General features: G+C 74.0%; 19 protein-coding genes and 1 pseudogene. 7 read left to right on the forward strand and 13 right to left on the reverse strand.

Annotated features, from left to right (window positions below; genetic code table 11):
* A pseudogene (locus EUS26_RS17595) lies at positions 1-973 on the forward strand (hypothetical protein); the annotation flags it as partial.
* Positions 974-987: 14 nt separating this feature from the next.
* Here the strand turns inward: EUS26_RS17595 and EUS26_RS14705 are convergent.
* Genes EUS26_RS14705 through EUS26_RS14720 form a run of 4 tightly spaced genes read right to left on the reverse strand, consistent with a single transcriptional unit; the run spans position 988 to position 4998 of the window.
* Entirely contained in the window at positions 988-2151 is a 1164-nt protein-coding gene (locus EUS26_RS14705) for an acyl-CoA dehydrogenase family protein (RefSeq protein WP_130014584.1), read from the reverse strand.
* 44 nt (positions 2152-2195) lie between these two features.
* A complete protein-coding gene (locus tag EUS26_RS14710) occupies positions 2196-3221 on the reverse strand; it encodes an LLM class F420-dependent oxidoreductase (RefSeq protein WP_130014585.1) in 1026 nt (341 codons plus the stop codon).
* Between the two features lie 20 nt (positions 3222-3241).
* Positions 3242-3739 carry a 5-(carboxyamino)imidazole ribonucleotide mutase gene (gene purE, locus EUS26_RS14715; protein WP_130014632.1) on the reverse strand — a complete coding sequence of 166 codons (498 nt, stop codon included), beginning with the start codon at positions 3737-3739 and terminating at the stop codon, positions 3242-3244.
* A 41-nt stretch (positions 3740-3780) separates the two neighbouring features.
* The gene (locus EUS26_RS14720) at positions 3781-4998 is read right to left on the reverse strand and encodes a 5-(carboxyamino)imidazole ribonucleotide synthase (protein WP_130014586.1); all 1218 of its coding nucleotides are present in this window, start codon (positions 4996-4998) and stop codon (positions 3781-3783) included.
* A 42-nt stretch (positions 4999-5040) separates the two neighbouring features.
* Here EUS26_RS14720 and EUS26_RS14725 point away from each other — a divergent pair, with 42 nt between their 5' ends.
* On the forward strand, positions 5041-5562 hold the full coding sequence (locus EUS26_RS14725) for a GtrA family protein (protein WP_130014587.1): 522 nt from the start codon (positions 5041-5043) through the stop codon (positions 5560-5562).
* Here the strand turns inward: EUS26_RS14725 and EUS26_RS14730 are convergent.
* Genes EUS26_RS14730 through EUS26_RS14745 form a run of 4 tightly spaced genes read right to left on the reverse strand, consistent with a single transcriptional unit; the run spans position 5535 to position 8934 of the window.
* A complete protein-coding gene (locus EUS26_RS14730; RefSeq protein ID WP_130014588.1) occupies positions 5535-6599 on the reverse strand; it encodes a sensor histidine kinase in 1065 nt (354 codons plus the stop codon). The two genes, EUS26_RS14725 and EUS26_RS14730, sit on opposite strands and share 28 nt — an antisense overlap.
* Before the next feature lie 5 nt (positions 6600-6604).
* Positions 6605-7309 (reverse strand): response regulator transcription factor, encoded by a 705-nt coding sequence (locus EUS26_RS14735; RefSeq protein ID WP_130014589.1) that lies wholly within the window; start codon positions 7307-7309, stop codon positions 6605-6607.
* A 43-nt stretch (positions 7310-7352) separates the two neighbouring features.
* Positions 7353-8171, reverse strand: coding sequence for an enoyl-CoA hydratase/isomerase family protein (locus EUS26_RS14740; protein ID WP_130014590.1), 819 nt, complete (start codon positions 8169-8171; stop codon positions 7353-7355).
* The gene (locus EUS26_RS14745; protein WP_130014591.1) at positions 8119-8934 is read right to left on the reverse strand and encodes a biotin--[acetyl-CoA-carboxylase] ligase; all 816 of its coding nucleotides are present in this window, start codon (positions 8932-8934) and stop codon (positions 8119-8121) included. The genes EUS26_RS14740 and EUS26_RS14745 overlap by 53 nt, the downstream gene beginning before the upstream one ends.
* A gap of 22 nt (positions 8935-8956) precedes the next feature.
* Between EUS26_RS14745 and EUS26_RS14750 the strand changes: the two genes are divergently transcribed.
* Positions 8957-10576, forward strand: a complete 1620-nt coding sequence (locus EUS26_RS14750; protein WP_130014592.1) for an acyl-CoA carboxylase subunit beta — start codon at positions 8957-8959, stop codon at positions 10574-10576.
* On the forward strand, positions 10573-10806 hold the full coding sequence (locus tag EUS26_RS14755; RefSeq protein ID WP_130014593.1) for an acyl-CoA carboxylase subunit epsilon: 234 nt from the start codon (positions 10573-10575) through the stop codon (positions 10804-10806). The genes EUS26_RS14750 and EUS26_RS14755 overlap by 4 nt, the downstream gene beginning before the upstream one ends.
* Here EUS26_RS14755 and EUS26_RS14760 read toward each other — a convergent pair.
* The 4 genes from EUS26_RS14760 to EUS26_RS14775 all read right to left on the reverse strand — a co-directional run bounded on the left by EUS26_RS14760 (position 10803) and on the right by EUS26_RS14775 (position 14835).
* Positions 10803-11468 carry an MOSC domain-containing protein gene (locus tag EUS26_RS14760; protein WP_130014594.1) on the reverse strand — a complete coding sequence of 222 codons (666 nt, stop codon included), beginning with the start codon at positions 11466-11468 and terminating at the stop codon, positions 10803-10805. The genes EUS26_RS14755 and EUS26_RS14760 overlap by 4 nt on opposite strands.
* Positions 11465-12934 carry a sodium/glutamate symporter gene (locus EUS26_RS14765; protein ID WP_130014595.1) on the reverse strand — a complete coding sequence of 490 codons (1470 nt, stop codon included), beginning with the start codon at positions 12932-12934 and terminating at the stop codon, positions 11465-11467. Before EUS26_RS14765 ends, EUS26_RS14760 begins: the two co-directional genes overlap by 4 nt.
* Before the next feature lie 76 nt (positions 12935-13010).
* The gene (locus EUS26_RS14770) at positions 13011-13814 is read right to left on the reverse strand and encodes a methyltransferase domain-containing protein (protein WP_130014596.1); all 804 of its coding nucleotides are present in this window, start codon (positions 13812-13814) and stop codon (positions 13011-13013) included.
* On the reverse strand, positions 13804-14835 hold the full coding sequence (locus EUS26_RS14775) for a hypothetical protein (RefSeq protein ID WP_130014597.1): 1032 nt from the start codon (positions 14833-14835) through the stop codon (positions 13804-13806). Before EUS26_RS14775 ends, EUS26_RS14770 begins: the two co-directional genes overlap by 11 nt.
* Positions 14836-14888: 53 nt before the next feature.
* On the opposite strand from EUS26_RS14775, the gene EUS26_RS14780 reads away from it, so the two are divergent.
* From EUS26_RS14780 to EUS26_RS14790, 3 genes are all read left to right on the forward strand, one after another.
* Positions 14889-16574 carry a DUF885 domain-containing protein gene (locus tag EUS26_RS14780; protein ID WP_130014598.1) on the forward strand — a complete coding sequence of 562 codons (1686 nt, stop codon included), beginning with the start codon at positions 14889-14891 and terminating at the stop codon, positions 16572-16574.
* On the forward strand, positions 16571-17278 hold the full coding sequence (locus tag EUS26_RS14785) for a GNAT family N-acetyltransferase (protein WP_238149015.1): 708 nt from the start codon (positions 16571-16573) through the stop codon (positions 17276-17278). Before EUS26_RS14780 ends, EUS26_RS14785 begins: the two co-directional genes overlap by 4 nt.
* Positions 17279-17939: 661 nt before the next feature.
* Positions 17940-18581, forward strand: coding sequence for a Maf family protein (locus EUS26_RS14790; RefSeq protein ID WP_130014599.1), 642 nt, complete (start codon positions 17940-17942; stop codon positions 18579-18581).
* A gap of 81 nt (positions 18582-18662) precedes the next feature.
* Here EUS26_RS14790 and paaE read toward each other — a convergent pair whose 3' ends face one another.
* Positions 18663-19790 carry a 1,2-phenylacetyl-CoA epoxidase subunit PaaE gene (paaE, locus tag EUS26_RS14795; protein ID WP_130014600.1) on the reverse strand — a complete coding sequence of 376 codons (1128 nt, stop codon included), beginning with the start codon at positions 19788-19790 and terminating at the stop codon, positions 18663-18665.
* Between the last annotated feature and the right edge of the window lie 54 nt (positions 19791-19844).

The raw sequence follows: 19844 nt of genomic DNA on the forward strand, positions 1-19844 counted from the left end.
GGGTGCGGCGGGCGCGGCGGGGGCCCGCGCCTGGGCCGCGGCGGCGTCCGCCCGGGGCGGGGACGACACCCAGGCGGTCCCGCACGCCGACCCCACCCGGACCTTCGCCCGGGCCACGCCCACCCCCGCGGCGGACCGTTCCCCCGAGCCGGCCCCTCCGCCGAGCTACCACCGTGAGCGCCCGTCGGGCACGCTGGGCCAGCGTGCCGGACGAGGTGGCACGGCGCCGCGCCGCGGCACGTGGCTGGGCTGGCTGGTCGCCGTACCCCTGGTGCTGCTGCTGGGGTGGCTGGTCTGGACCATCGCGACCGGCTCGGACGGCGGCGGTGCCTCGTCGGACGCCGGTGCGTCGTCACAGCCCGCCGGGACACCGGTCAGCGCCCAGGAGGCACGGGCCCTGGCCTCGGACTTCTACACCGCCCTCGAGCAGGAGGGGCTCTCGGCGGCCCGGGAGCTGACGACGCCCTCGGCCTTCATCGCGGACGACATCGCGGACGGGCTCGACTCCGTCGACGTGGCCGACCTGGAAGCCCAGGCGCGGGAAGACGGCACCGCGGTGGTGGACGCCGTGGTGACCTACACCTACGGCCCGGTGGTCATCGTGCAGGAGGAGACCCTGGGGGTCGAGCGCGAGGACGGGGTGCCCCGTATCTCGGTGCGCCAGGCGGTCGACCGCAGCCGGTCCGGTGCGCCGACCGACGGCCCCGGCCAGGGCGAGGGCACCGGGGACGGCGGCACGCAGGAGGGCGCCACCGAGGACGACCCGGTCGAGGAGCCCGCCGAGGGGTCGGGAGACGGCGGCACGGACGGCGCGGACCCGGGCGACGGTGCGGGGGACGGGGGGACCGGCGACGGCCAGGACGATGACGGCAACGGCAACGGCAACGGCCAGAGCAACAACGACGGCGACGGCCAGGACGACAACGGCAACAACGGTGGAAACGGGAACGGCCAGGACGACGGGGGCCGCTGAACCCGTGCCCCAGCTCAGCCCTTGAGCAGCTGGCGTGCCATGACGACGCGCTGGATCTGGTTGGTGCCCTCGTAGATCTGGGTGATCTTGGCGTCGCGCATCATCCGCTCCACCGGGAAGTCCCGGGTGTAGCCGTAGCCCCCGAGCAGCTGCACCGCGTCGGTGGTGATCTCCATGGCGACGTCGGAGGCGAAGCACTTGGCGGCCGCGCCGAAGAACGGCAGGTCGTCGTCCCCCCGCTCGGACTTGCTCGCGGCGACGTAGACCATCTGCCGGGCCGCCTCGAGCTTCATCCCCATGTCGGCGAGCATGAACTGCACGCCCTGGAAGTCGGCGACCGACCGGCCGAACTGCTGGCGCTCCTTGACGTAGCCGAGGGCGAAGTCCAAGGCGCCCTGGGCGATGCCCACGGCCTGCGCCCCGATGGTGACCCGGGTGTGGTCGAGCGTGCGCAGCGCGATCTTCAGCCCCTCCCCCAGGCCGCCCACCATGCGGTCGCCCGGGATCCGGCAGCCGTCGAAGAGCAGCTCGCGGGTGGGGCTGCCCTTGATGCCGAGCTTCTTCTCCGGCGTCCCGAAGGTGAAGCCCTCGTCGCCCTTCTCCACCACGAAGGCGGTGACGTTGCGACCGCGCGGGCCGTCCGGGTCGGTCACGGCCATGACGGTGTAGTACTCGCTGACCCCCGCGTTGGTGATCCACGACTTCTGCCCGGTCAGGACGAAGTCGTCCCCGTCGGCGACGGCCTTGCAGGTCATGCCTGCGGTGTCCGACCCGGCACCGGCCTCGGAGAGCCCGTAGGAGAACATCGCCTGCCCGGACGCCACGGCCGGGAGGTAGCGGGCCTTGACCTCGTCGCTGGCGGCCAGGATGAGCGGCATCGTCCCCAGCTTGTTGACCGCCGGGATGAGCGAGCTGCTGGCGCAGGCCCGGGCGACCTCCTCGATGACGATGCAGGTCGCCAGGGCGTCGGCGCCCACCCCGTCGTAGTCCTCGGCGATGTGCGGGGCGTGGAAGTCGGTCGCCACGAGGGCCTTCAGCGCCTCGTCGGGGAAGCGGCCCTCCTCGTCGACGGCGGCGGCGTGCGGCGCGATCTGCTCGTCCGCGACCTCGCGGACCGCCCCCCGCAGCGCCTCGTGATCCTCGTTGATCCGGAACAGGTCGAACTCGCTCGTGCTCATGGGAGGCAGCGTACCGGCCCGCCCAGGTGCACCTGACGTGCGCGTCAGCCGCCCAGGGCGGGGATGACCTCGCTCTCGAAGAGCTCGATGCCGGAGGTGTCGAAGGCGGCCTCGGGGAAGTAGGTGATGGCGTAGGTCATGCCGAGCCGTTCCAGGCCCTGCAGGGCCTCGACGACCTGCTCCGGGGTGCCCACGAGGGGTTGCGTGCGCAGGCTCTCGGCCTGGCCCCGGGCCGCCTCCTCGGACAACCCGGCCTGCCGGTACCGCTCGGCGACGTCGGTGAGGCGCTGCTCCACCTCGCCGGCGTCCCGGCCGATGACCACGTTGTAGTTGGCGCTGCGGACGATCTCCTCGGGGTCACGCCCCACCGCGGCGCAGTGCTCGGCCAGCACTGCGGACTTGTGCTCGAACCCCTCCGGGCTGCCGTCGAAGTTGGTGGCGTCGGCATACTCCGCGGCGATGCGCAGCGTCTTGCGCTCGCCGCCGCCGGCGACCCACACCGGTATGCCGTTGCGCGGGCTGCCGCCGAACCCCTCGGTGCTGCCCTGCAGCGGCCGGGGGAAGCACAGAGCACCGTCGACCTGGTAGTGCTCGCCGTCCAGCGTCGCCGACCCGGTGGTCCACATCTGCCGGAAGACGTCGACGCCCTCGCGCAGGCGCGCCAGCCGGTCGCCCGCGCCGGGGAAGCCGTAGCCGTAGGCCCGCCACTCGTGCTCGTACCAGCCCGCGCCGATACCCATGTCCACCCGGCCGCCCGAGATGACGTCCACGGTCGCGGCGACCTTGGCGAGGTAGGTCGGCTCGCGGTAGCTCATGCAGGTGCACATCTGGCCCAGCCGCACGCGTCCGGTGGTCGCGGCCAGCGCGGCCATGAGCGTCCAGGCCTCGTGGCAGGCCTCCTCGCTGGGCTCCGGCACGGTGTGCATGTGGTCGTAGACCCACACCGAGGTCCAGCCCTCCTCGGCGTCGGCGTGCTGCGCGACGTCGAGCATGGCGCCCCACTGCCGCTCCGGCGGGATCCCGACGAGGTCCATCCGCCAGCCCTGGGGTACGAAGAGTCCGAAGCGCATGACCCGACCCTACGCCGCGCTCAGGACGTCGGTCGGTCGGACCGTCGGGCGCGCAGCCGCTCGCCCTTGGCGTGCGCCTGGTCCCGGAGGTCGGCGGCGAAGGTGGCGAGCTGTCCCCGCAGCCGCTCGGCCCGCTCACCCTCGCCGGCGGCGAGCGTGCGGACGGCCAGCAGACCGGCGTTGCGGGCCCCGGCCACCGAGACGGTGGCGACCGGGATCCCGGCCGGCATCTGCACGATGGAGAGCAGGCTGTCCAGGCCGTCGAGGTGCCGGAGCGGCACCGGGACCCCGATGACGGGCAGCACGGTGACCGAGGCCAGCATCCCCGGAAGGTGGGCGGCGCCGCCGGCGCCCGCGACGATGACCCGCAGCCCCCGGTCGGCGGCGTCCCGGCCGTAGTCGACCATCTCGGTCGGCATGCGGTGGGCCGAGACGACGTCGGCCTCGTAGGGCACGTCGAACTCCTCCAGCACCTGCGCGGCGGCCTCCATGACGGGCCAGTCGCTGTCGCTGCCCATGACGACGCCGACGAGGGGCTGCCCGGGGCGGTCCGCGGTGCTCACTCGGTCACCACCCCCTGGAGGTAGTCGGCCGCGTGCCGGCTGCGCTCGCGCAGCTCCTCCAGCGTCACGAGGTCCCCGGGCTCGCCGCCGTAGACCGTGACGTGGCCCAGCTTGCGCCCCGGCCGCACGCCCTTGCCGTAGAGGTGCACCTTGAGCCCCGGGTCGCGCGCCAGCAGGTGCCGGTAGGTGGCGTAGAGCTCGGGGTAGTCGCCACCGAGCACGTTCGCCGAGGCCGTCCACGGCGCCCGCGCGGACGGGTCGCCGAGCGGCAGGTCGAGGACCGCGCGCAGGTGCTGCTCGAACTGGCTGGTCACCGAGCCGTCGATGCTCCAGTGGCCGCTGTTGTGCGGCCGCATGGCCAGCTCGTTGACGAGGTATGCCGGTGCCCCGGTCCGCGGGTCCCGCACCTCGAACGCCTCCACCGCCATGACGCCGGTCACGCCCAGCTCGCCGGCGAGGCGCAGCGCGCCCTCGCTCAGCGCGGCGGCGAGGTCCGGGTCCAGCGAGGGCGCCGGGGCCAGCACCTCGGTGTTGATGCCGCCCTCCTGCACCGTCTCCACCACCGGCCAGACCGCCGCCTGGCCCGAGGGGCTGCGGCCCACCATGACCGACAGCTCCCGGGAGAAGTCGACCGCCTCCTCGAGCAGGATGCCGTCCGCGAGCCCGCCCTCGCCGACACCGTCGAGCCAGGGGTCGAGGTCGGCCGGCTCCCGGCACACCAGGACCCCCTTGCCGTCGTAGCCGCCGCGCGGCGCCTTGGCGACCAGCGGCCAGCCCACCTCAGCACCGAACTCCTCGACGTCGGCCGCGGTGCGCGCCTGCGCCCAGCGCGGGCACGGCAGCCCCAGCTCGGTGAGGCGCCGCCGCATGGCCAGCTTGTCCTGCGCGAAGACGAGCGCCTGCGGGCCGGGGTGCAGGGCGACACCGGCGTCCTGCAGGGCCCTCAGCACCTCCTGGGGCACGTGCTCGTGGTCGAAGGTCACCACGTCGCACGCGCGCGCGAAGTCCAGCACCGCCTCGGTGTCGGTGTGCTCCCCGACCGGGCTGTGCGGCACCACGAGGGCCGCGCTGGAGGTCGGGCTCTCGGCGAGCACGGACAGGGTGACGGCGAGGTTGGTCGCCGGCGGCTGGCACATGCGGGCGAGCTGGCCGCCGCCGACGATGCCGACCACCGGGAAGCCGCCCTCGGCACGGACGGGGCTGGGTGAGGTCACGCCGGCCAGCCTACCCAGCCGACCCGCCTAGACTGCCGCCCCGTGACCCCTTCGACCGCCCCCGGGCTGGTGGCGCGCGCCCGCGCGACCTACCAGCTCCTCGTCGCCGAGCTCGCGAAGTTCGGCACCGTCGGGGCGGTCGTCTTCGTCCTCGACACGGTGCTCTACAACGTCCTCGTCTTCGGCGTGCCGGGGCTGGCCGAGGGGCCCATGGCGGGTTCGCCGCTGTGGGCCAAGGCGGTGGCGACCAGCGTGGCGACGGTCTGCTCGTGGGTCGGCAACCGCTGGTGGACCTTCCGGCACCGCCGCAGCGAGCCGGTCGCGCACGAGTTCGCCCTCTTCGTCGTCCTCAACGCGGTCGGGCTGCTCATCGCGGTCGGCTGCCTGGGTGTGTCCCGCTACGTCCTGGGGCTGGACAGCCAGCTCGCCGACAACGTCTCGGGCAACGGCATCGGTCTGGTGCTCGGCACGACGTTCCGGTTCTGGGCCTACCGGACGTTCGTGTTCCGCGGCGCGCTGCCGGGCGAGGAGACGGGTCAGGGCGTGTTCGCCAGGGGCAGGTAGCAGGCGAAGGTCGGCGGGAAGGCGCGGACGAGCTCGATCCGGCCCCCGATCGACTCGGCCGTCTCCCGGGCGACGGCGAGCCCCAGCCCGGTGCCCTGGCCGCTGGTGATGCCCCGGTCGAAGATGGTCCGGGCGAGGTCGCGCGGGATGCCCGGCCCCTGGTCGGAGACGGTGAAGACCGCGGAGGGGCCGGACCGGGCCACGTGCACCCGCACGTCGCCCCGGCCGTGCACGAGGGAGTTCTCCACGAGGGTGTTGAGCACCTGGGAGAGCACGGAGGCGCTGGCCTCCACGATGACGCCCCGCTCGCAGGTCAGCTCGATCGTCCGGCCCCGTCCCTCGAAGGCCGGGGTCCACTCCTCGTCGAGCCCGGCCAGCACCGCGTCCGCGGCGCTCACCGCGCCCCCGCTGGCGTGGCCGGCCCGGGTGCGCTGGAGCAGCTCGTCCACGACCCCGGTGAGCCGCCCCACCTGGCTGATGGCGATCTCGGCCTCGGCCCGCGCCACCGTGGCGTCGTCGGACTGGGCGATCTCCTCCAGCCGCAGCAGCAGGGCCGCGAGCGGGGTGCGGAGCTGGTGCGAGGCGTCCGCGGCGAAGGACCGCTCGAAGACCAGCGCCCGCGCGAAGGTGTGGTGGTGCCGGTCGACCTCGCGGGCCACGGCGTCGATCTCGGCGATGCCGGAGCGGAAGGGCTCCTGCTCGACGAGCCGGCCGGGCCGCGCCTGGGGGTCGAGGACGAAGCCGCCGGAGGCGAGCTCGTCGACCCGGTGGGCCAGCTGCCGCAGCGGCCGGGCGGTGGACTCGGCGGCCCGGTCCGCCAGGGAGCGGGCCACCGGGATGCCGATGGCCACGAGCACGGCGGCGGTGAGGACCAGCGTGCCGAGCAGCCACCAGTCGGGCAGGATCCCGTCACCGCTGCGCCAGCGGGTGGCCTGCGCCTCCCGCAGCAGCCACGCCACGAGCGTGCTGAGCAGCAGGGACACGCCGACGACGGTCAGCACGATGCGCGCCGCCAGCTCGCGCAGCACCTGGCGCACGGCGCTCAGTCCGCGGCGTCGGAGTCGGCGCCGTCGGGGTCGTTCTGGAAGCGGAAGCCCACCCCGCGGACCGTGACGATGTGCCGGGGGTCGTGGGCGTCGTCACCGATCTTGCGCCGCAGCACGGACACGTGCATGTCGAGGGTCTTGGTGGACCCGAACCAGGTGTCCCACACCTCGCGCATGAGCACCTCGCGGGAGACGACGCGCCCCTCCTCGCGCATGAGGACGCGCAGCAGGTCGAACTCCTTGGTCGTGAGCCGGACCTCGCGGTCGTGCAGGAAGACCCGCCGCGCCTCGATGTCCATCCGCAGCGCCGACCCCCCGGGTGACTGGGCGGAGGCGGGTCCGCGCCGCAGCAGGGCCCGCACCCGGGCGAGCAGCTCGCCCAGCCGGAACGGCTTGGTGACGTAGTCGTCGGCGCCGGCGTCCAGCCCGACGACGGTGTCCACCTCCTCGCTGCGGGCGGTGAGCATGAGGACCGGCATGCGCACGCCGGAGTCGCGCAGCGAACGGCATACCTCGACGCCGTCGAGCTGGGGCAGCCCGAGGTCGAGCACGAGGACGTCGTGCCCGACGTCACCGGTCGCCTCGGCCAGCGCCGAACGGCCGTTGGCCGCGACGGTGACCTCGTAGCCCTCACGCCGCAAGGCCCGGGCGAGCGGCTCGGAGATGGTCGGGTCGTCCTCGGCCAGCAGGACTCTGGTCACAGCGTCTCCCTCCACGTTGCTACCTGACAGTATGCGCTCTCATTCACCGGCCGGGCCACCGCGGGGCCCGCTTCTCGGCGAACGCCGCCACACCTTCGGCCCGGTCGCCGCTGAAGGCCGTGGCCCTCCAGGCGCCGTCCTCGATCTCCAGCCCGGCGGCCAGGTCGGTGCCCATCCCCAGCCGCATCGCGCGCTTGGCGTTGCGGACCGCGACCGGGGAGTTGGCCGCGATCGTGCCCGCCAGCTCCAGCGCCCGCTGCCGGGCCGAGCCCGCCTCGACGAGCTCGTCGACGACGCCGAGGTCGCGGCCCTCCTGCGCACCGAGCCGGCGGGCGGTGAAGATCATCGAGGCCGCCCGCGACCAGCCCACCCGCCGGGTGAGCAGCTGAGTGCCGCCGCCACCGGGGATGACGCCGACGCCCACCTCCGGCAGCGCGAGGGTGGCGCCTGCCCCGGCGACGATGAGGTCGCAGGACAGCGCGAGCTCCATCCCGCCGCCGAGGGCGTACCCCTCGACCGCGGCGACGGCCGGCACGGGGAGGTCGAGGACGCCCCGGTAGGCGAGCTTGGACACGAGGCGGTGGTCCATCATCTGCGCGTCGGTGAAGCCGTTGCGCTCCTTGAGGTCGGCGCCCACGCAGAAGGCCCGCTCGTGCGCGCTCGTCAGCACCACGGCACGGACGGAGGGGTCCGCGGCGAGGGCCGCGGTGGTGGCGGTGATCTCCCGGGCGAAGTCCGTGGAGATGGCGTTCATCGCCTCCGGGCGGTCGAGGGTCAGCTCGACCACCGACGGCTCCCCCTGCGCCGCCTCACCCCCCGCGGGTGCGTGGCGGGTCACCTGCAGCATCGTCGGTGCGTCCATGCGGGCGAGGGTACTGGTCGCGCAGGTGCTCGACGTCCCCGGCGTGGTGCGCGACGACGGCCCCGCCCACCTGCCGGACGAGCAGCGCGCCACCCTCGTCCAGGCCGACCGCCTCCCCGCGGACGGCGGCGCCGTCCGGGCGGTGCACGACGACAGGACGCCCCAGGGTCGCGCAGCGCTGGAGGTATGCCGTGCGCACCGGCCCCGCGTCACCGCGGGCGAGCGCGTCGTGCAGCTCCCGCAGCCGGTGCAGGTAGTCCTCCAGGAACCCCTCGCGCGCACCGTCGGGCAGCGGCGCCCCGCCCCGGGCCAGCCGCCAGGAGGTCGCCGTGGGCACCGGCAGCTGGTCGTCCTGGTGGTCCACGTTGACGCCCACCCCCACGACGAGGTCGCCCGTGTCGGCGACCTGGACGAGCACGCCGCAGAGCTTGCCGGAGGCCCGCCCGGTCTCCAGGAGGACGTCGTTGGGCCACTTCAGCACCGCGTCCACCGGCCAGCGGCTGGCCGCCAGGGCGTCCACCACCGCGACGCCCGCGGCCAGCGGGACCCAGCCGGCCGCAGCGGCGGGGACGGCCGACACCACGGCGCTGACCGCGAGGCAGGTCCCCGGTGGTGAGGACCAGCGGCGGCCGCGCCGGCCCTGCCCCGCGCTCTGGTGGTCGGCGACCACGACCCGACCCGGTCGGGGGTCGGCCATCGCCTCGACGTTGGTGGAGCCCACGCTCTCGTGCCGCTCCGGCGTGGCCCAGCGCAGTCGTGTCATGGCGCAAGGCTAAGTTGGGGGCATGACCGACCAGCTCAGCGCCGACAGCCAGGACGACGACGGTCCGGACCTGCGCACGACCGCCGGGCGGCTCGAGGACTACCGCGCGCGGGTGGACGAGGCCGTCCACGCCGGGTCCGAGAAGGCCGTCGAGAAGCAGCACGCCAAGGGCAAGCTCACCGCGCGGGAGCGCATCGACGCGCTGCTGGACGAGGGCAGCTTCACCGAGCTGGACGCCCTGGCGCGGCACCGGTCGACCGCGTTCGGGCAGGATCGCAACCGTCCCTACGGCGACGGCGTGGTGACCGGCTACGGCACCGTGGACGGTCGGCCCATCGCGGTCTTCGCCCAGGACTTCACCGTCTTCGGGGGCTCGCTGGGCGAGGTCTACGGCGAGAAGATCGTCAAGGTCATGGACCTCGCGATGAAGATCGGGTGCCCGGTCGTCGGCATCAACGACTCCGGCGGGGCGCGCATCCAGGAGGGTGTCGTGGCCCTCGGCCTCTACGCCGAGATCTTCCGCCGCAACGTGGACGCCTCGGGGGTCATCCCGCAGATCTCCCTGGTCATGGGGCCCTGTGCGGGCGGGGCCGTCTACTCCCCCGCCATCACCGACTTCGTGGTGATGGTGGACCAGACCTCCCACATGTTCATCACCGGTCCGGACGTCATCAAGACGGTCACCGGCGAGGACGTCACCTTCGAGGAGCTGGGCGGGGCGCGCACCCACAACTCCACGAGCGGCGTGGCCCACTACATGGCCAGCGACGAGGACGACGCCGTCGAGTACGTCAAGGAGCTGCTCGGCTACCTGCCCCAGAACAACCTCGAGGACCCCCCGGTCTACGACGAGGAGCCGGACGAGGAGGTCGGCGCGGCCGACGAGGAGCTCGACGTCCTCATCCCCGACTCCCCCGGTGTCCCCTACGACATCACCGAGGCCGTGCGGGCCGTGCTGGACGACGGCGACTTCCTGCAGGTCCAGGAGCTCTTCGCGCCCAACATCGTCGTGGGCTTCGGGCGGGTGGAGGGCCGCTCGGTCGGCGTCGTCGCCAACCAGCCGATGCAGCTGGCCGGGACCCTCGACATCGACGCCTCGGAGAAGGCCGCGCGCTTCGTGCGGACCTGCGACGCCTTCAACATCCCCATCCTCACCTTCGTCGACGTGCCGGGCTTCCTGCCGGGCACCGACCAGGAGTTCGGCGGCATCATCCGCCGCGGCGCCAAGCTGCTCTACGCCTACGCCGAGGCCACCGTGCCGCTGGTCACGGTCATCACCCGCAAGGCCTACGGCGGCGCCTACGACGTCATGGGGTCCAAGCACCTCGGCGCCGACATCAACCTGGCCTGGCCGACCGCGCAGATCGCCGTCATGGGAGCCCAGGGCGCCGCCAACATCCTCTACCGCCGCGAGCTCGCCCAGGTGCAGGCCGAGGGCGGCGACGTCGAGGCCGAGCGCGCCCGCCGCATCCGGGAGTACGAGGACACCCTGGCCAACCCCTACGTCGCGGCCGAGCGCGGCTACGTCGACGCGGTCATCGAGCCCTCGCACACCCGGGTCGAGGTGGCCCGGGCGCTGCGCCACCTGCGCACCAAGCGGTCCCACCGGGCGCCGCGCAAGCACGGGAACATCCCGCTGTGAGCACCGCCGACACCGACCAGCCGCAGCCCCCCGTCCTGCGCGTCGTGCGCGGTCGCCCGACGCCGGCGCAGCTGGCCGCGCTCACCGTGGTCCTCACTGCGGCCGGCGACGGGGAGCGGAGCGAGGGGGCCGACCCCCGCCGCACCCTGTGGACCGCCCGGGCGAGGTATGCCCGCCCGCGTCCCTCCGTGGGTCCGGGCGGGTGGCGCGCCTCCGCCCTCCCCCGCTAGACCGCCTCCCGCCGACCCACGCGCCGGGCCATGGCGTCGTGGTACCGCTCCGGCAGGCAGCCGGCGTCCAGCACCGCGCGCGCCGCGTCGAGGTCGCCCATGACCGCGGCGGAGGCCACCCGCAGGTCCACCCCGTGGCCGGGGGCGACGCCCAGCCCGACCGGGTCACCGGGCGAGATGCGGCCGGGGACGACGACCCGCAGGTAGGCGCCGCAGTCGCCGCGCTCGGTGAACCGGCGCACCCAGTGCCGCTCGCCCAGGTGCCGGGCGAAGGTGGCGCACGGCTGCCGGGGAAGGCTGACCTGCAGCGTGGCCGACCCGACCTGCAGGAGACGCCCGAGCTCGAGGGCCCCGAGGTCGATGCCGACCGTGGTGAGGTTCTCGCCGAAGCTGCCGTCGCGCAGCTCCCGGCCGAGCTCGGCCTCCCACCAGTCCAGCTCCTCGCGCGCCACGGCATACACCGCCTTGTCCGCGCCCCCGTGGTGCCGGGCGTCCCCGACGTGGTCCCCCACGGCCCCGGACCCGTCCCCGTGGGCGGGACCGGGCACGACCACGTCGATCCCCGCTACCGGGTGCTTGTCGATGCCGGTCGTCCGGGGGGTGCCGGGGTCGGGTCGGGGTCGGGCGAGGTTGGTGGAGCGGACGCGCGCCGCCCCGCTCATGTCGTGACGGCGTCGACGCCGTCGGCGCCCTTCTCCTGCAGCTCGCGCCGTTCGGCGTCGGCGCGGGGCCGGAAGTAGAACCACCCGGTGCCGAGCGCCACGAGGAAGAGCGCGAACATCACCGAGAAGAGCGGCCACGGCCCGGTGAGGGCGATGACGGGCACCGCCAGCGCCGTGACCAGCCCGCCACCGAAGAACGGCTCGAAGACGAGCTGCTTGTAGCCGAACGCCTCGAAGGCCGGGCTCTCGGCGTCCGGGTCGGTGATCCGCATGAGGATGAGGCCGGTGGCCGTGACGCCCATCGACTGGCCGAAGTCGCCGATGCCGCGCTCGAACCAGTAGCGGCCGATGATCCGCGGGGCGAACCACAAGAACAGCCCCACGTTGAGCGCGATGCCGGCCACCGCCAGCAGCAGGAACGAGCCGATGTTGGAGCCGATGGCCTCCAGCGACAGGGTGCCGATCGCGGCGACGATGAGGAAGTCGAGGGCCCAGCCCTGGATGCGCAGCATGATCTGGTGGTCGATGAGGTGGTCGACACCGAGCGCCGCCGCCGCGGCCTGGATCGCCACGCCGCCGAGCAGCGCCAGCGGGAAGAGCGGCACGAAGGCGAAGACCTCGAGCGGGGTGTCACCGTTGATGAGCACGCTGGAGTAGGTCTGGGCCTCGACCCACCGCAACGCCTCGAGGAAGCACCAGCCGATGAGGATCGCCACCGCCACCAGCGCCATGTGCAGCGACAGCGGCTCCACCGAGGAGGGCCGGCTGGTCATGGTGCCGGCGGGGTAGTACTCGTCCTTGCGGAACAGCCCCTTCTGCTCCTCGACCGAGGCCTGGACGTCGCCCTTGAGGATCTCGGTGCGTCCGGTCCGGACCCCCCAGTTGATGAGGGCGATGCCGATGACGACGCCGGCGACGATGCCGACGGTGGCCAGGCCGACCGCCAGGTCGGCCCCCTCGCCGTAGCCGAGGTCCTCCAGCACCGGCCGCATGCCGGCCGCGGTGCCGTGCCCGCCCTCGAAGCCCATCTCGATGAGGGCGCCGACCATCGGCTCGGCGGCGAGCAGCGGGACCAGCACGAGCGCCGCGAGCAGCAGCCCCACGACGTACTGGCCGGAGCCCATCGCCACGCCCAGGGCCAGCTGCGGACCGACGAGCTTGCCGGCGCGGCGGGGCGTGGGCAGGTCCTGGCCGAGGAACATCGTCGCGAAGACCACGCTGATGAGCAGGCCCGGCAGGGCGGTCCAGACGTCCAGCATCGGCTGGGTGAACAGCCCGTTCTCGCCGACCGGGCCACCGACGCGCCCGAGCACCTGCGGACCGAGCAGCAGGATGAGGAAGCCCCCGATGATCGAGCTGGGGAGGAAGAGCTTCTGCACCCACCCGACGTTGACCCTCACCACCTTGCCGAGGAGCAGGAAGAGCCCCAGCACGATGAGCGCGAATCCGATCTGGTCTGCGGACATGGCCGCCCTCCCTCAGTCTCGTGGTGCGGTCACCCTGGCACAGGTCCGTCCGCCGCCGCCAGCGACAGGCCGAGGGTCAGCCGGGGGTGTCCACCCGGGTGGCGACCGCGAAGACCCGCCGGAACGGCAGCACCACCCCCACGTCGGTGCGCGGGTATGCCGTGCGCAGGGCCGCGCGGAGCTCGTCGGCGAAGGTCTCGCGCAGGTCGGCGGGCAGCGCCTCGAGGGTGGGCCGGGCGCCGGTCGCGCTGACCCAGGTGAACACCGGGTCCGGGTCCTGGCCCGTGGGGTCGAGGACGTGCAGGTAGGTGCTCTCCCAGGCGTCCACGGTGCACCCCGCACCGGCCAGGACCCGCAGGTAGTCGCCCGGGTCGTGCGCGTGGGGCGTGGGCACCCCGGCCAGGTGGGCGGCATACCGGGGTCGTGCGGCCAGCTCCCGTCGCAGGGTGTGGCTGGGCTCGCCCATGTTGCCCGGCACCGTCATCGCGAGCACCCCGCCGGGGCGCAGCCGCGCCACCAGCTCCGGCAGCAGGTCGAGGTGCCCGGGCACCCACTGCAGGGTCGCCGTGGTGACGATCAGGTCGACCGGGTCCGGGTCCTCGCGGGCCCAGTCGACGAGGTCACCGACCTCGGCCCGGGCTGCGGTGCCGGCGACCGTCTCACGCGCGGTGCGCACCATCTCCGGCGAGGAGTCCAGGCCCAGCACCTCGGCGTCAGGCCACCGCTGCGCGAGCCGCCGCACCCCGTGCCCCGGCCCGCACCCCAGGTCGACGACGCGGCGCGGCGGCGTCGCCGGCACCCGGGCCAGGAGCTCGGCGAAGGGCCGGTCCCGCTCGTCGGCGTACCGCCGGTAGAGGTCGGGGTCCCAGTCAGCGCTCACCGGGGCCCCGCTCCCGCGCGGTGCGCTCCTGCACCCGCAGCGCCCGGTAGACCGCCCGCACGCCGACGGCGCGCTCCAGCTCGTGGGTGACGACCGAGAAGAACTGGTGGCGGTAGGTGTCGTCGGTCACCGCGCTGACGATGAAGTAGAGACCGGAGAAGGAGGCGAGGAAGAGCGAGACCTTGACCAGCTCGACCGAGACGCTCCCGAGGTAGGGCACGTGGCGCGTCTGCTCCAGACCGGTCCAGTTCAGCTGGGTCTGCTGCTGCATGATGATCGACCCGAAGACCAGCAGGAAGACGAAGACGGCCACGATGAGCGCGACCACCTGCACGAGCTGGATGGCCAGCAGCACGATGATGAGGTTCCACCGCTCGAAGCCGGTGACCCGGGCGTAGGACGCGGTGTCCACGGCCGGGTCCGCCGCCAGCCGGGCCTGCGTGGACTCCATGGGCGTGCCCCGGCAGGCGCGCTCCAGGAACGCCTCGTCCACCGCGTCGTCGGCCTTGTCGACCTCTTCCGGCAGCCGGATGAGCTGGAAGACGACGCCCACGCCCAGCAGCAGCAGGACGACGAGCCAGTGGGTGGCGAAGGGCAGGCTGGCGCTCATCTCCCACGCCTCGGCGTTGATGAAGAGGAAGGCCACGAAGAGCAGCAGCAGCGGCAGCGCCCGCATGGCGGTGCCGACCAGCAGCGGCACGCTGCGCACGGTGCGCCGCAGCGCGAAGGTGAGGATCGGGCGCGCGTGCAGGGCGGTTGAGGCATACCAGAGCACGGCGACGATGAGCAGCGTCAGCCACACCGCCGGGGCCGCGCTGACCTGCTGCGAGACCCACCCGAGCGCGCCGCCGAGCGCCGCCGTGACCACCACCACCAGCAGGAGCACCGGCAGGAGGTGGCGGGGCCGCAGGGCCGCCCGGGCGGCGGCCCGCTCGGCGGGCACGAAGTAGGACAGGCCGTGGGCGAGGAACCAGCGCTCGGTCTCCCGGCGCGGGTCGTCGGGTCGGGGTCGGCGGGCCACGAGCACAGGGTATGCGCGACCGGCCGGGACCCCGTGCACGGTAGGTTGCCGTGGTGACCACGCAGAGCCGCGAGCTGACCGACATCGACCGCATCGCCGAGGACCACCTGGACGCCATGGTGGCGCTGAGCCCGCTCGAGGCGACCTACCTGGGGGTGCCCGGCCGGGACGCCGAGATCGACGACCTGTCCCTCGAGGGGCTGCGGGCCCACCGCGAGCAGTGCGCGCGCACGCTGGCCGCCCTCGAGGGCGCCCGCCCCGTCGACGAGACCGACCGGGTGACCGTGGCCGCACTGCGTGAGCGGCTCGGGCTGGAGGTCGAGCAGCTCGACCTGGTCCTGGGCGGCCGGGCCCCGGTGGAGCTCAACGTCATCGCCTCCCCGCCCCAGGCGGTGCGCGACATCTTCGACCTCATGGCCAAGGACACCGAGGCGCACTGGGAGACGGTCGTCGCCCGGCTCCGGGCGGTGCCGGAGGCCCTGCGGCAGTACGCCTCCGCCCTCGCCTGGTCCGCCGGGCAGGGTCAGGTCGCGCCCGCGCGGCAGGTCCGCGCCGTGGCCGAGCAGTGCCGCGACCAGGCGGGCGACACCGCGAGCAGCTTCGACGCCCTCGCCGGGGAGGCGGCCGGTCAGCCGGAGGCGGTCCGCGCCGACCTCGCAGACGCGGTCACCGGCGCCAAGACCGCCTTCGGCGAGCTCGCGGCATACCTCGAGGACGAGCTGGCCGCGCTCGCGCCGGAGTCCGACGCCTGCGGCCAGGAGCGCTACCGGCTGCACTCGCGCGGCTTCCTCGGGGCCGACATCGACCTGGAGGAGACCTACCGCTGGGGGCAGGAGGAGCTGGCCCGCATCACCCGGCTCATGGAGGAGACCGCCGAGCAGATCCGCCCCGGCGCGAGCGTCGCGGAGGCGGTCGCGGTGCTCGACGAGGACCCGGCCTACGCCCTGGAGGGCACCGACGCCCTGCGCGAGTGGATGCAGGTCAAGGCCGACGAGGCGGTGGCCGAGCTGTCGGGCACCCAGTTCGACGTGCCCGAGCCGGTGCGGCGGATCGAGTGCATGATCGCGCCCAGCCAGACCGGTGGCATCTACTACACCGGGCCCAGCGAGGACTTCAGCCGGCCCGGCCGGATGTGGTGGTCGGTGCCCAAGGGGGTCACCCGCTTCTCCACCTGGCGCGAGCTCACCACCGTCTACCACGAGGGCGTGCCGGGCCACCACCTGCAGATCGGGCAGACGGTCTACCGCTCCGAGCTGCTGAACCGCTGGCGCCGCCTGGCGTCCTGGACCTCGGGCCACGGCGAGGGCTGGGCGCTCTACGCGGAGTGGCTCATGGCCGACCTGGGCCACATGGACGACCCGGGCAACCGGATGGGTCTGCTCGGCGGCCAGTCGCTGCGGGCGGCCCGGGTGGTCATCGACATCGGGGTGCACTGCGGCTTCGAGGCACCCGAGGAGGTCGGCGGCGGGGACTGGACCTACGACAAGGCGTGGCGCTTCCTCACGGCGCACGCGCACGAGAACGAGGAGTCGCTGCGCTTCGAGCTGGACCGTTACCTCGGCTGGCCCGGGCAGGCCCCGAGCTACAAGATCGGCGAGCGGCTGTGGCTGGAGCTGCGGGAGGAGTGCCGCCGCCGGGAGGGCGACGACTTCGACCTCAAGGCCTTCCACCGGCGCGCCCTGGACATCGGCGGTGTCGGCCTCGACACCCTGCGCGCGGCGGTGCTCGGGGAGCTGTGAGCGGCCGCCCCGGGCGGGCCGACGGCGCCGGGACCGCGCGGGGGGAGGACGGCGCTGCCCCACGACCCGCGGGTGCTCCTGCTCCACGACCCGAGGACGCCGCTGTCCCACGACCCGCCCGCGCCGCGCGGCCGGTCCCCGAGCGGGTCACGCGCCGGCTGGTCCTGCGCGCCTTCACCGAGGCCGACCGCGAGCCGTTCGCCGCGCTCAACGCCGACCCCGAGGTGACCCGCCACCTGCAGGGGCCGCTCAGCCGCGAGCGCTCGGACGCCTTCGTCGACCGGATCGCCGCGTGCTGGTCCGAGCGGGGCTACGGGTTGTGGGCGCTGGAGCGGCGCGACACCGGCGAGTTCCTCGGCTACACCGGGCTCTGGCCGGCGGACTTCCTGCCTGGCGGGCCTGGGGTCGAGGTGGGGTGGCGGCTCGCCCGCCCGGCGTGGGGTCAGGGCTACGCCCCCGAGGCGGCCCGGGAGGCGCTGCGCTTCGGATTCTCCGAGGTGGGGCTGGCGGAGATCGTGTCCTTCACGCCCGCCGTCAACACCGCCTCGCTGCGGGTCATGGCCAAGATCGGTCTGGTGCGCGACGCCAGCCGGGACTTCGACCACCCCCGGGTGGACCGCGCGGCATACCCCGATCTCGTCCGGCACCTCGTCCACGCCCTCGACGCCCCGACGTGGCGGGCCGGCGCCGACGACTCCGGCTGACCCGTGACACGGGCCCGCCCTGGGGGGCGGACGGGCGCGCCCGCCCTTCCCACCACGACACCCACGAGTCACACGCGCCCCGTCGTGCGGGGAAAGGCGCAGATGACGGCGTTATAGCCCCGGCGACGATCAACGTCCCCGCAGGGCGTTGCTGCCGTGACGGGTGCGGCGCGTGTGACGACTCCTGGCACAGCACGGCAGACCCCGATCTCGTCCGGCACCTCGTCCACGCCCTCGACGCCCCGACGTGGCGGGCCGGCGCCGGCGGCTCCGGCTGACCCGTGACACGGGCCCGCCCTGGGGCGCGGACGGGGCGCGCCCGCCCTCACCACCACGACACCCACGAGTCACACGCGCCCCGTCGTGCGGGGAAAGGCGCAGATGACAGCGTTATATCCCCGCCGACGATCAACGTCCCCGCAGGGCGTTGCTGCCGTGACGTCTGCGGCGCGTGTGACGACTCCTGGCACAGCACGGCGGGGTATGCCGCAGCACGAGCCAGCGGGCGACCGGACCCGCGGCAGCTGACCCGGCCGGCAGCGAGATCGGCGTCAGGTATGCGGTCGGGACACGCCACCCGGAGGGCCGCCGCTGCCGCGGGTGCGCCGCTCAGCGACGCGCCACCCGGGGGCTGGTGACGTCCGCGGGTAGGCTCTCGTCCGTGATCCCCCTCGTGCTCGCCTCGGCGTCCCCTGCCCGGCTCACCACCCTCACCCGCGCCGGTGTCACCCCGGAGGTCATCGTGTCCGGGGTGGACGAGGACGCCGCCCTAGCCGCGGCGCAGGAGCGGCACGGCGAGCTGGACCCGTCTGACGTCGCGCTCACCCTGGCCCGGGCCAAGGCCGAGCAGGTGAGCCGCGACCACGGGGTCGACGCGCTGGTCCTCGGCTGCGACTCGGTCCTGGAGCTCGACGGGCAGGTCTTCGGCAAGCCGCACTCCTCCCAGGTCGCCGTCGAGCGCTGGCAGGCCATGCGCGGCCGGTCGGGCATCCTGCACACCGGCCACTGGCTCATCGACGACCGTGAGGGCGCCGACGACTCCACGGGCACCGGTGCCACGCTGGGCGCCACCGCGTCGACCGTGGTGCACTTCGCCGACCTGACCGACGCCGAGATCGCGCACTACGTCGGCACCGGCGAGCCGCTGCACGTCGCCGGCGGCTTCACCGTCGACGGGCTGGGCGGCCCCTACGTCAGCGGCATCGAGGGCGACTACCACGGCGTGGTGGGGGTGAGCCTCCCGCTCCTGCGCGAGCTCCTGGGTCAGCTCGGTGTGGCCTGGCACGACCTACTCGGCGGCTGACCTCCGCCGAGACGTCCCCGGCACCGCACAGACCGCGAGCGGTGGGGGCACAGCCCCCGTGCCTCCTGGTGGGGCCTCCGGTCAGGCGTCGTAGTCGATGGTGACCTGCTCGGTCACCGGGTGCGACTGGCACATCAGCCGGTAGCCGCGCTCGACCTCGTCCGGCTCCAGGGCGTAGTTGCGCTCCATCCGCACCTCGCCGTCGACGACCTTGGCCCGGCAGGTGCCGCAGACGCCGCCGGTGCACGAGAAGGGCGCGTCCGGGCGCTCCCGCAGGGTGGCCGCGAGGATCGTCTCGGCGGCACTGGCCATCGGCACCGTGGTCGTGCGCCCGTCGAGGGTGACCGTGGCCACCGCCTCGGGCGGGGCGCCGGGGTCGCGGGGTGCCGCATCCTCCTCCGGCGCGGTGACGGGTGCACCGTCGCTGTCGACGTGGAAGATCTCCTGATGCACGTGCGCGGGGTCCACGTCGCGCTCGGCGAGCACCTGCTGCACCGTCTCGACCATGCCGAACGGCCCGCAGAGGTACCACTCGTCCACCTGGTCCTCGGGGACGAAGGTGGCCAGGAGCTGCTCGACCTTGGCCCGGTCGATGCGGCCGGTGAGCAGCTCGGCCTCCTGCGGCTCGCGGGAGAGCACGTTGAGCAGGGTGAACCGTCCCGGGAAGCGGTTCTTGAGGTCCATGAGCTCCTCGAGGAACATCACCGAGTCGGTCCGGCGGTTGCCGAAGACGAGGGTCACCCGCGAGAGCGGCTCCTCCTCGAGCACGGTGGTGAGCAGGGAGAGCACCGGGGTGATGCCGGACCCGGCGGCGATCCCGACGTGGTGCTTGGTGGCCGTCGGCTCGGTCGGGCAGACGAAGGACCCCATGGGGGTCATGACCTGCAGGGTGTCGCCGGGGTGCACGTGCTCGTTGAGCCACGTGGACATGAGGCCGCCGGGCACGGTCGCGGCCGCCACCCGGACCTCGCCGGTCTCCCGCGACCGGCCCCGGGAGATGCAGCAGGAGTAGGAGCGGCGCACGTCCTCGCCGTCGATGGTCGCCCGCACGGTGAGGTGCTGGCCGGGCTCGAAGGCGAACTCCTCGCGGAGCTCCTCGGGGACGACGAAGCTGAGGGCGATCGCCTGGTCGGTCAGGCGGTCGACCCGGCTCACCGTCAGGTCGTGGAACCTCGCGCGGCGCCGCGTCGGCTGCTGGATCAGGCTCATCGGTCTCCTCGCGCCCCAGCTGCGGGGGTGGTGGTCGGGGTCTGGGGCCGAGCC

It is taken from the genome of Serinicoccus sediminis (assembly GCF_004153545.1).
Taxonomy (GTDB): domain Bacteria; phylum Actinomycetota; class Actinomycetes; order Actinomycetales; family Dermatophilaceae; genus Ornithinicoccus; species Ornithinicoccus sediminis_A.

What these genes read in the sequence shown, in the direction of transcription:
- purE (WP_130014632.1), bottom strand. Translation starts at nt 3,739, where the DNA reads ATGGGCAGCGACAGCGACTGGCCCGTCATGGAGGCCGCCGCGCAGGTG.
- EUS26_RS14760 (WP_130014594.1), bottom strand. Translation starts at nt 11,468, where the DNA reads ATGAGCGGGGCGGCGCGCGTCCGCTCCACCAACCTCGCCCGACCCCGA.
- EUS26_RS14710 (WP_130014585.1), bottom strand. Translation starts at nt 3,221, where the DNA reads ATGCGCTTCGGACTCTTCGTACCCCAGGGCTGGCGGATGGACCTCGTC.
- EUS26_RS14745 (WP_130014591.1), bottom strand. Translation starts at nt 8,934, where the DNA reads ATGACACGACTGCGCTGGGCCACGCCGGAGCGGCACGAGAGCGTGGGC.
- paaE (WP_130014600.1), bottom strand. Translation starts at nt 19,790, where the DNA reads ATGAGCCTGATCCAGCAGCCGACGCGGCGCCGCGCGAGGTTCCACGAC.
- EUS26_RS14765 (WP_130014595.1), bottom strand. Translation starts at nt 12,934, where the DNA reads ATGTCCGCAGACCAGATCGGATTCGCGCTCATCGTGCTGGGGCTCTTC.
- EUS26_RS14750 (WP_130014592.1), top strand. Translation starts at nt 8,957, where the DNA reads ATGACCGACCAGCTCAGCGCCGACAGCCAGGACGACGACGGTCCGGAC.
- EUS26_RS14705 (WP_130014584.1), bottom strand. Translation starts at nt 2,151, where the DNA reads ATGAGCACGAGCGAGTTCGACCTGTTCCGGATCAACGAGGATCACGAG.
- EUS26_RS14740 (WP_130014590.1), bottom strand. Translation starts at nt 8,171, where the DNA reads ATGGACGCACCGACGATGCTGCAGGTGACCCGCCACGCACCCGCGGGG.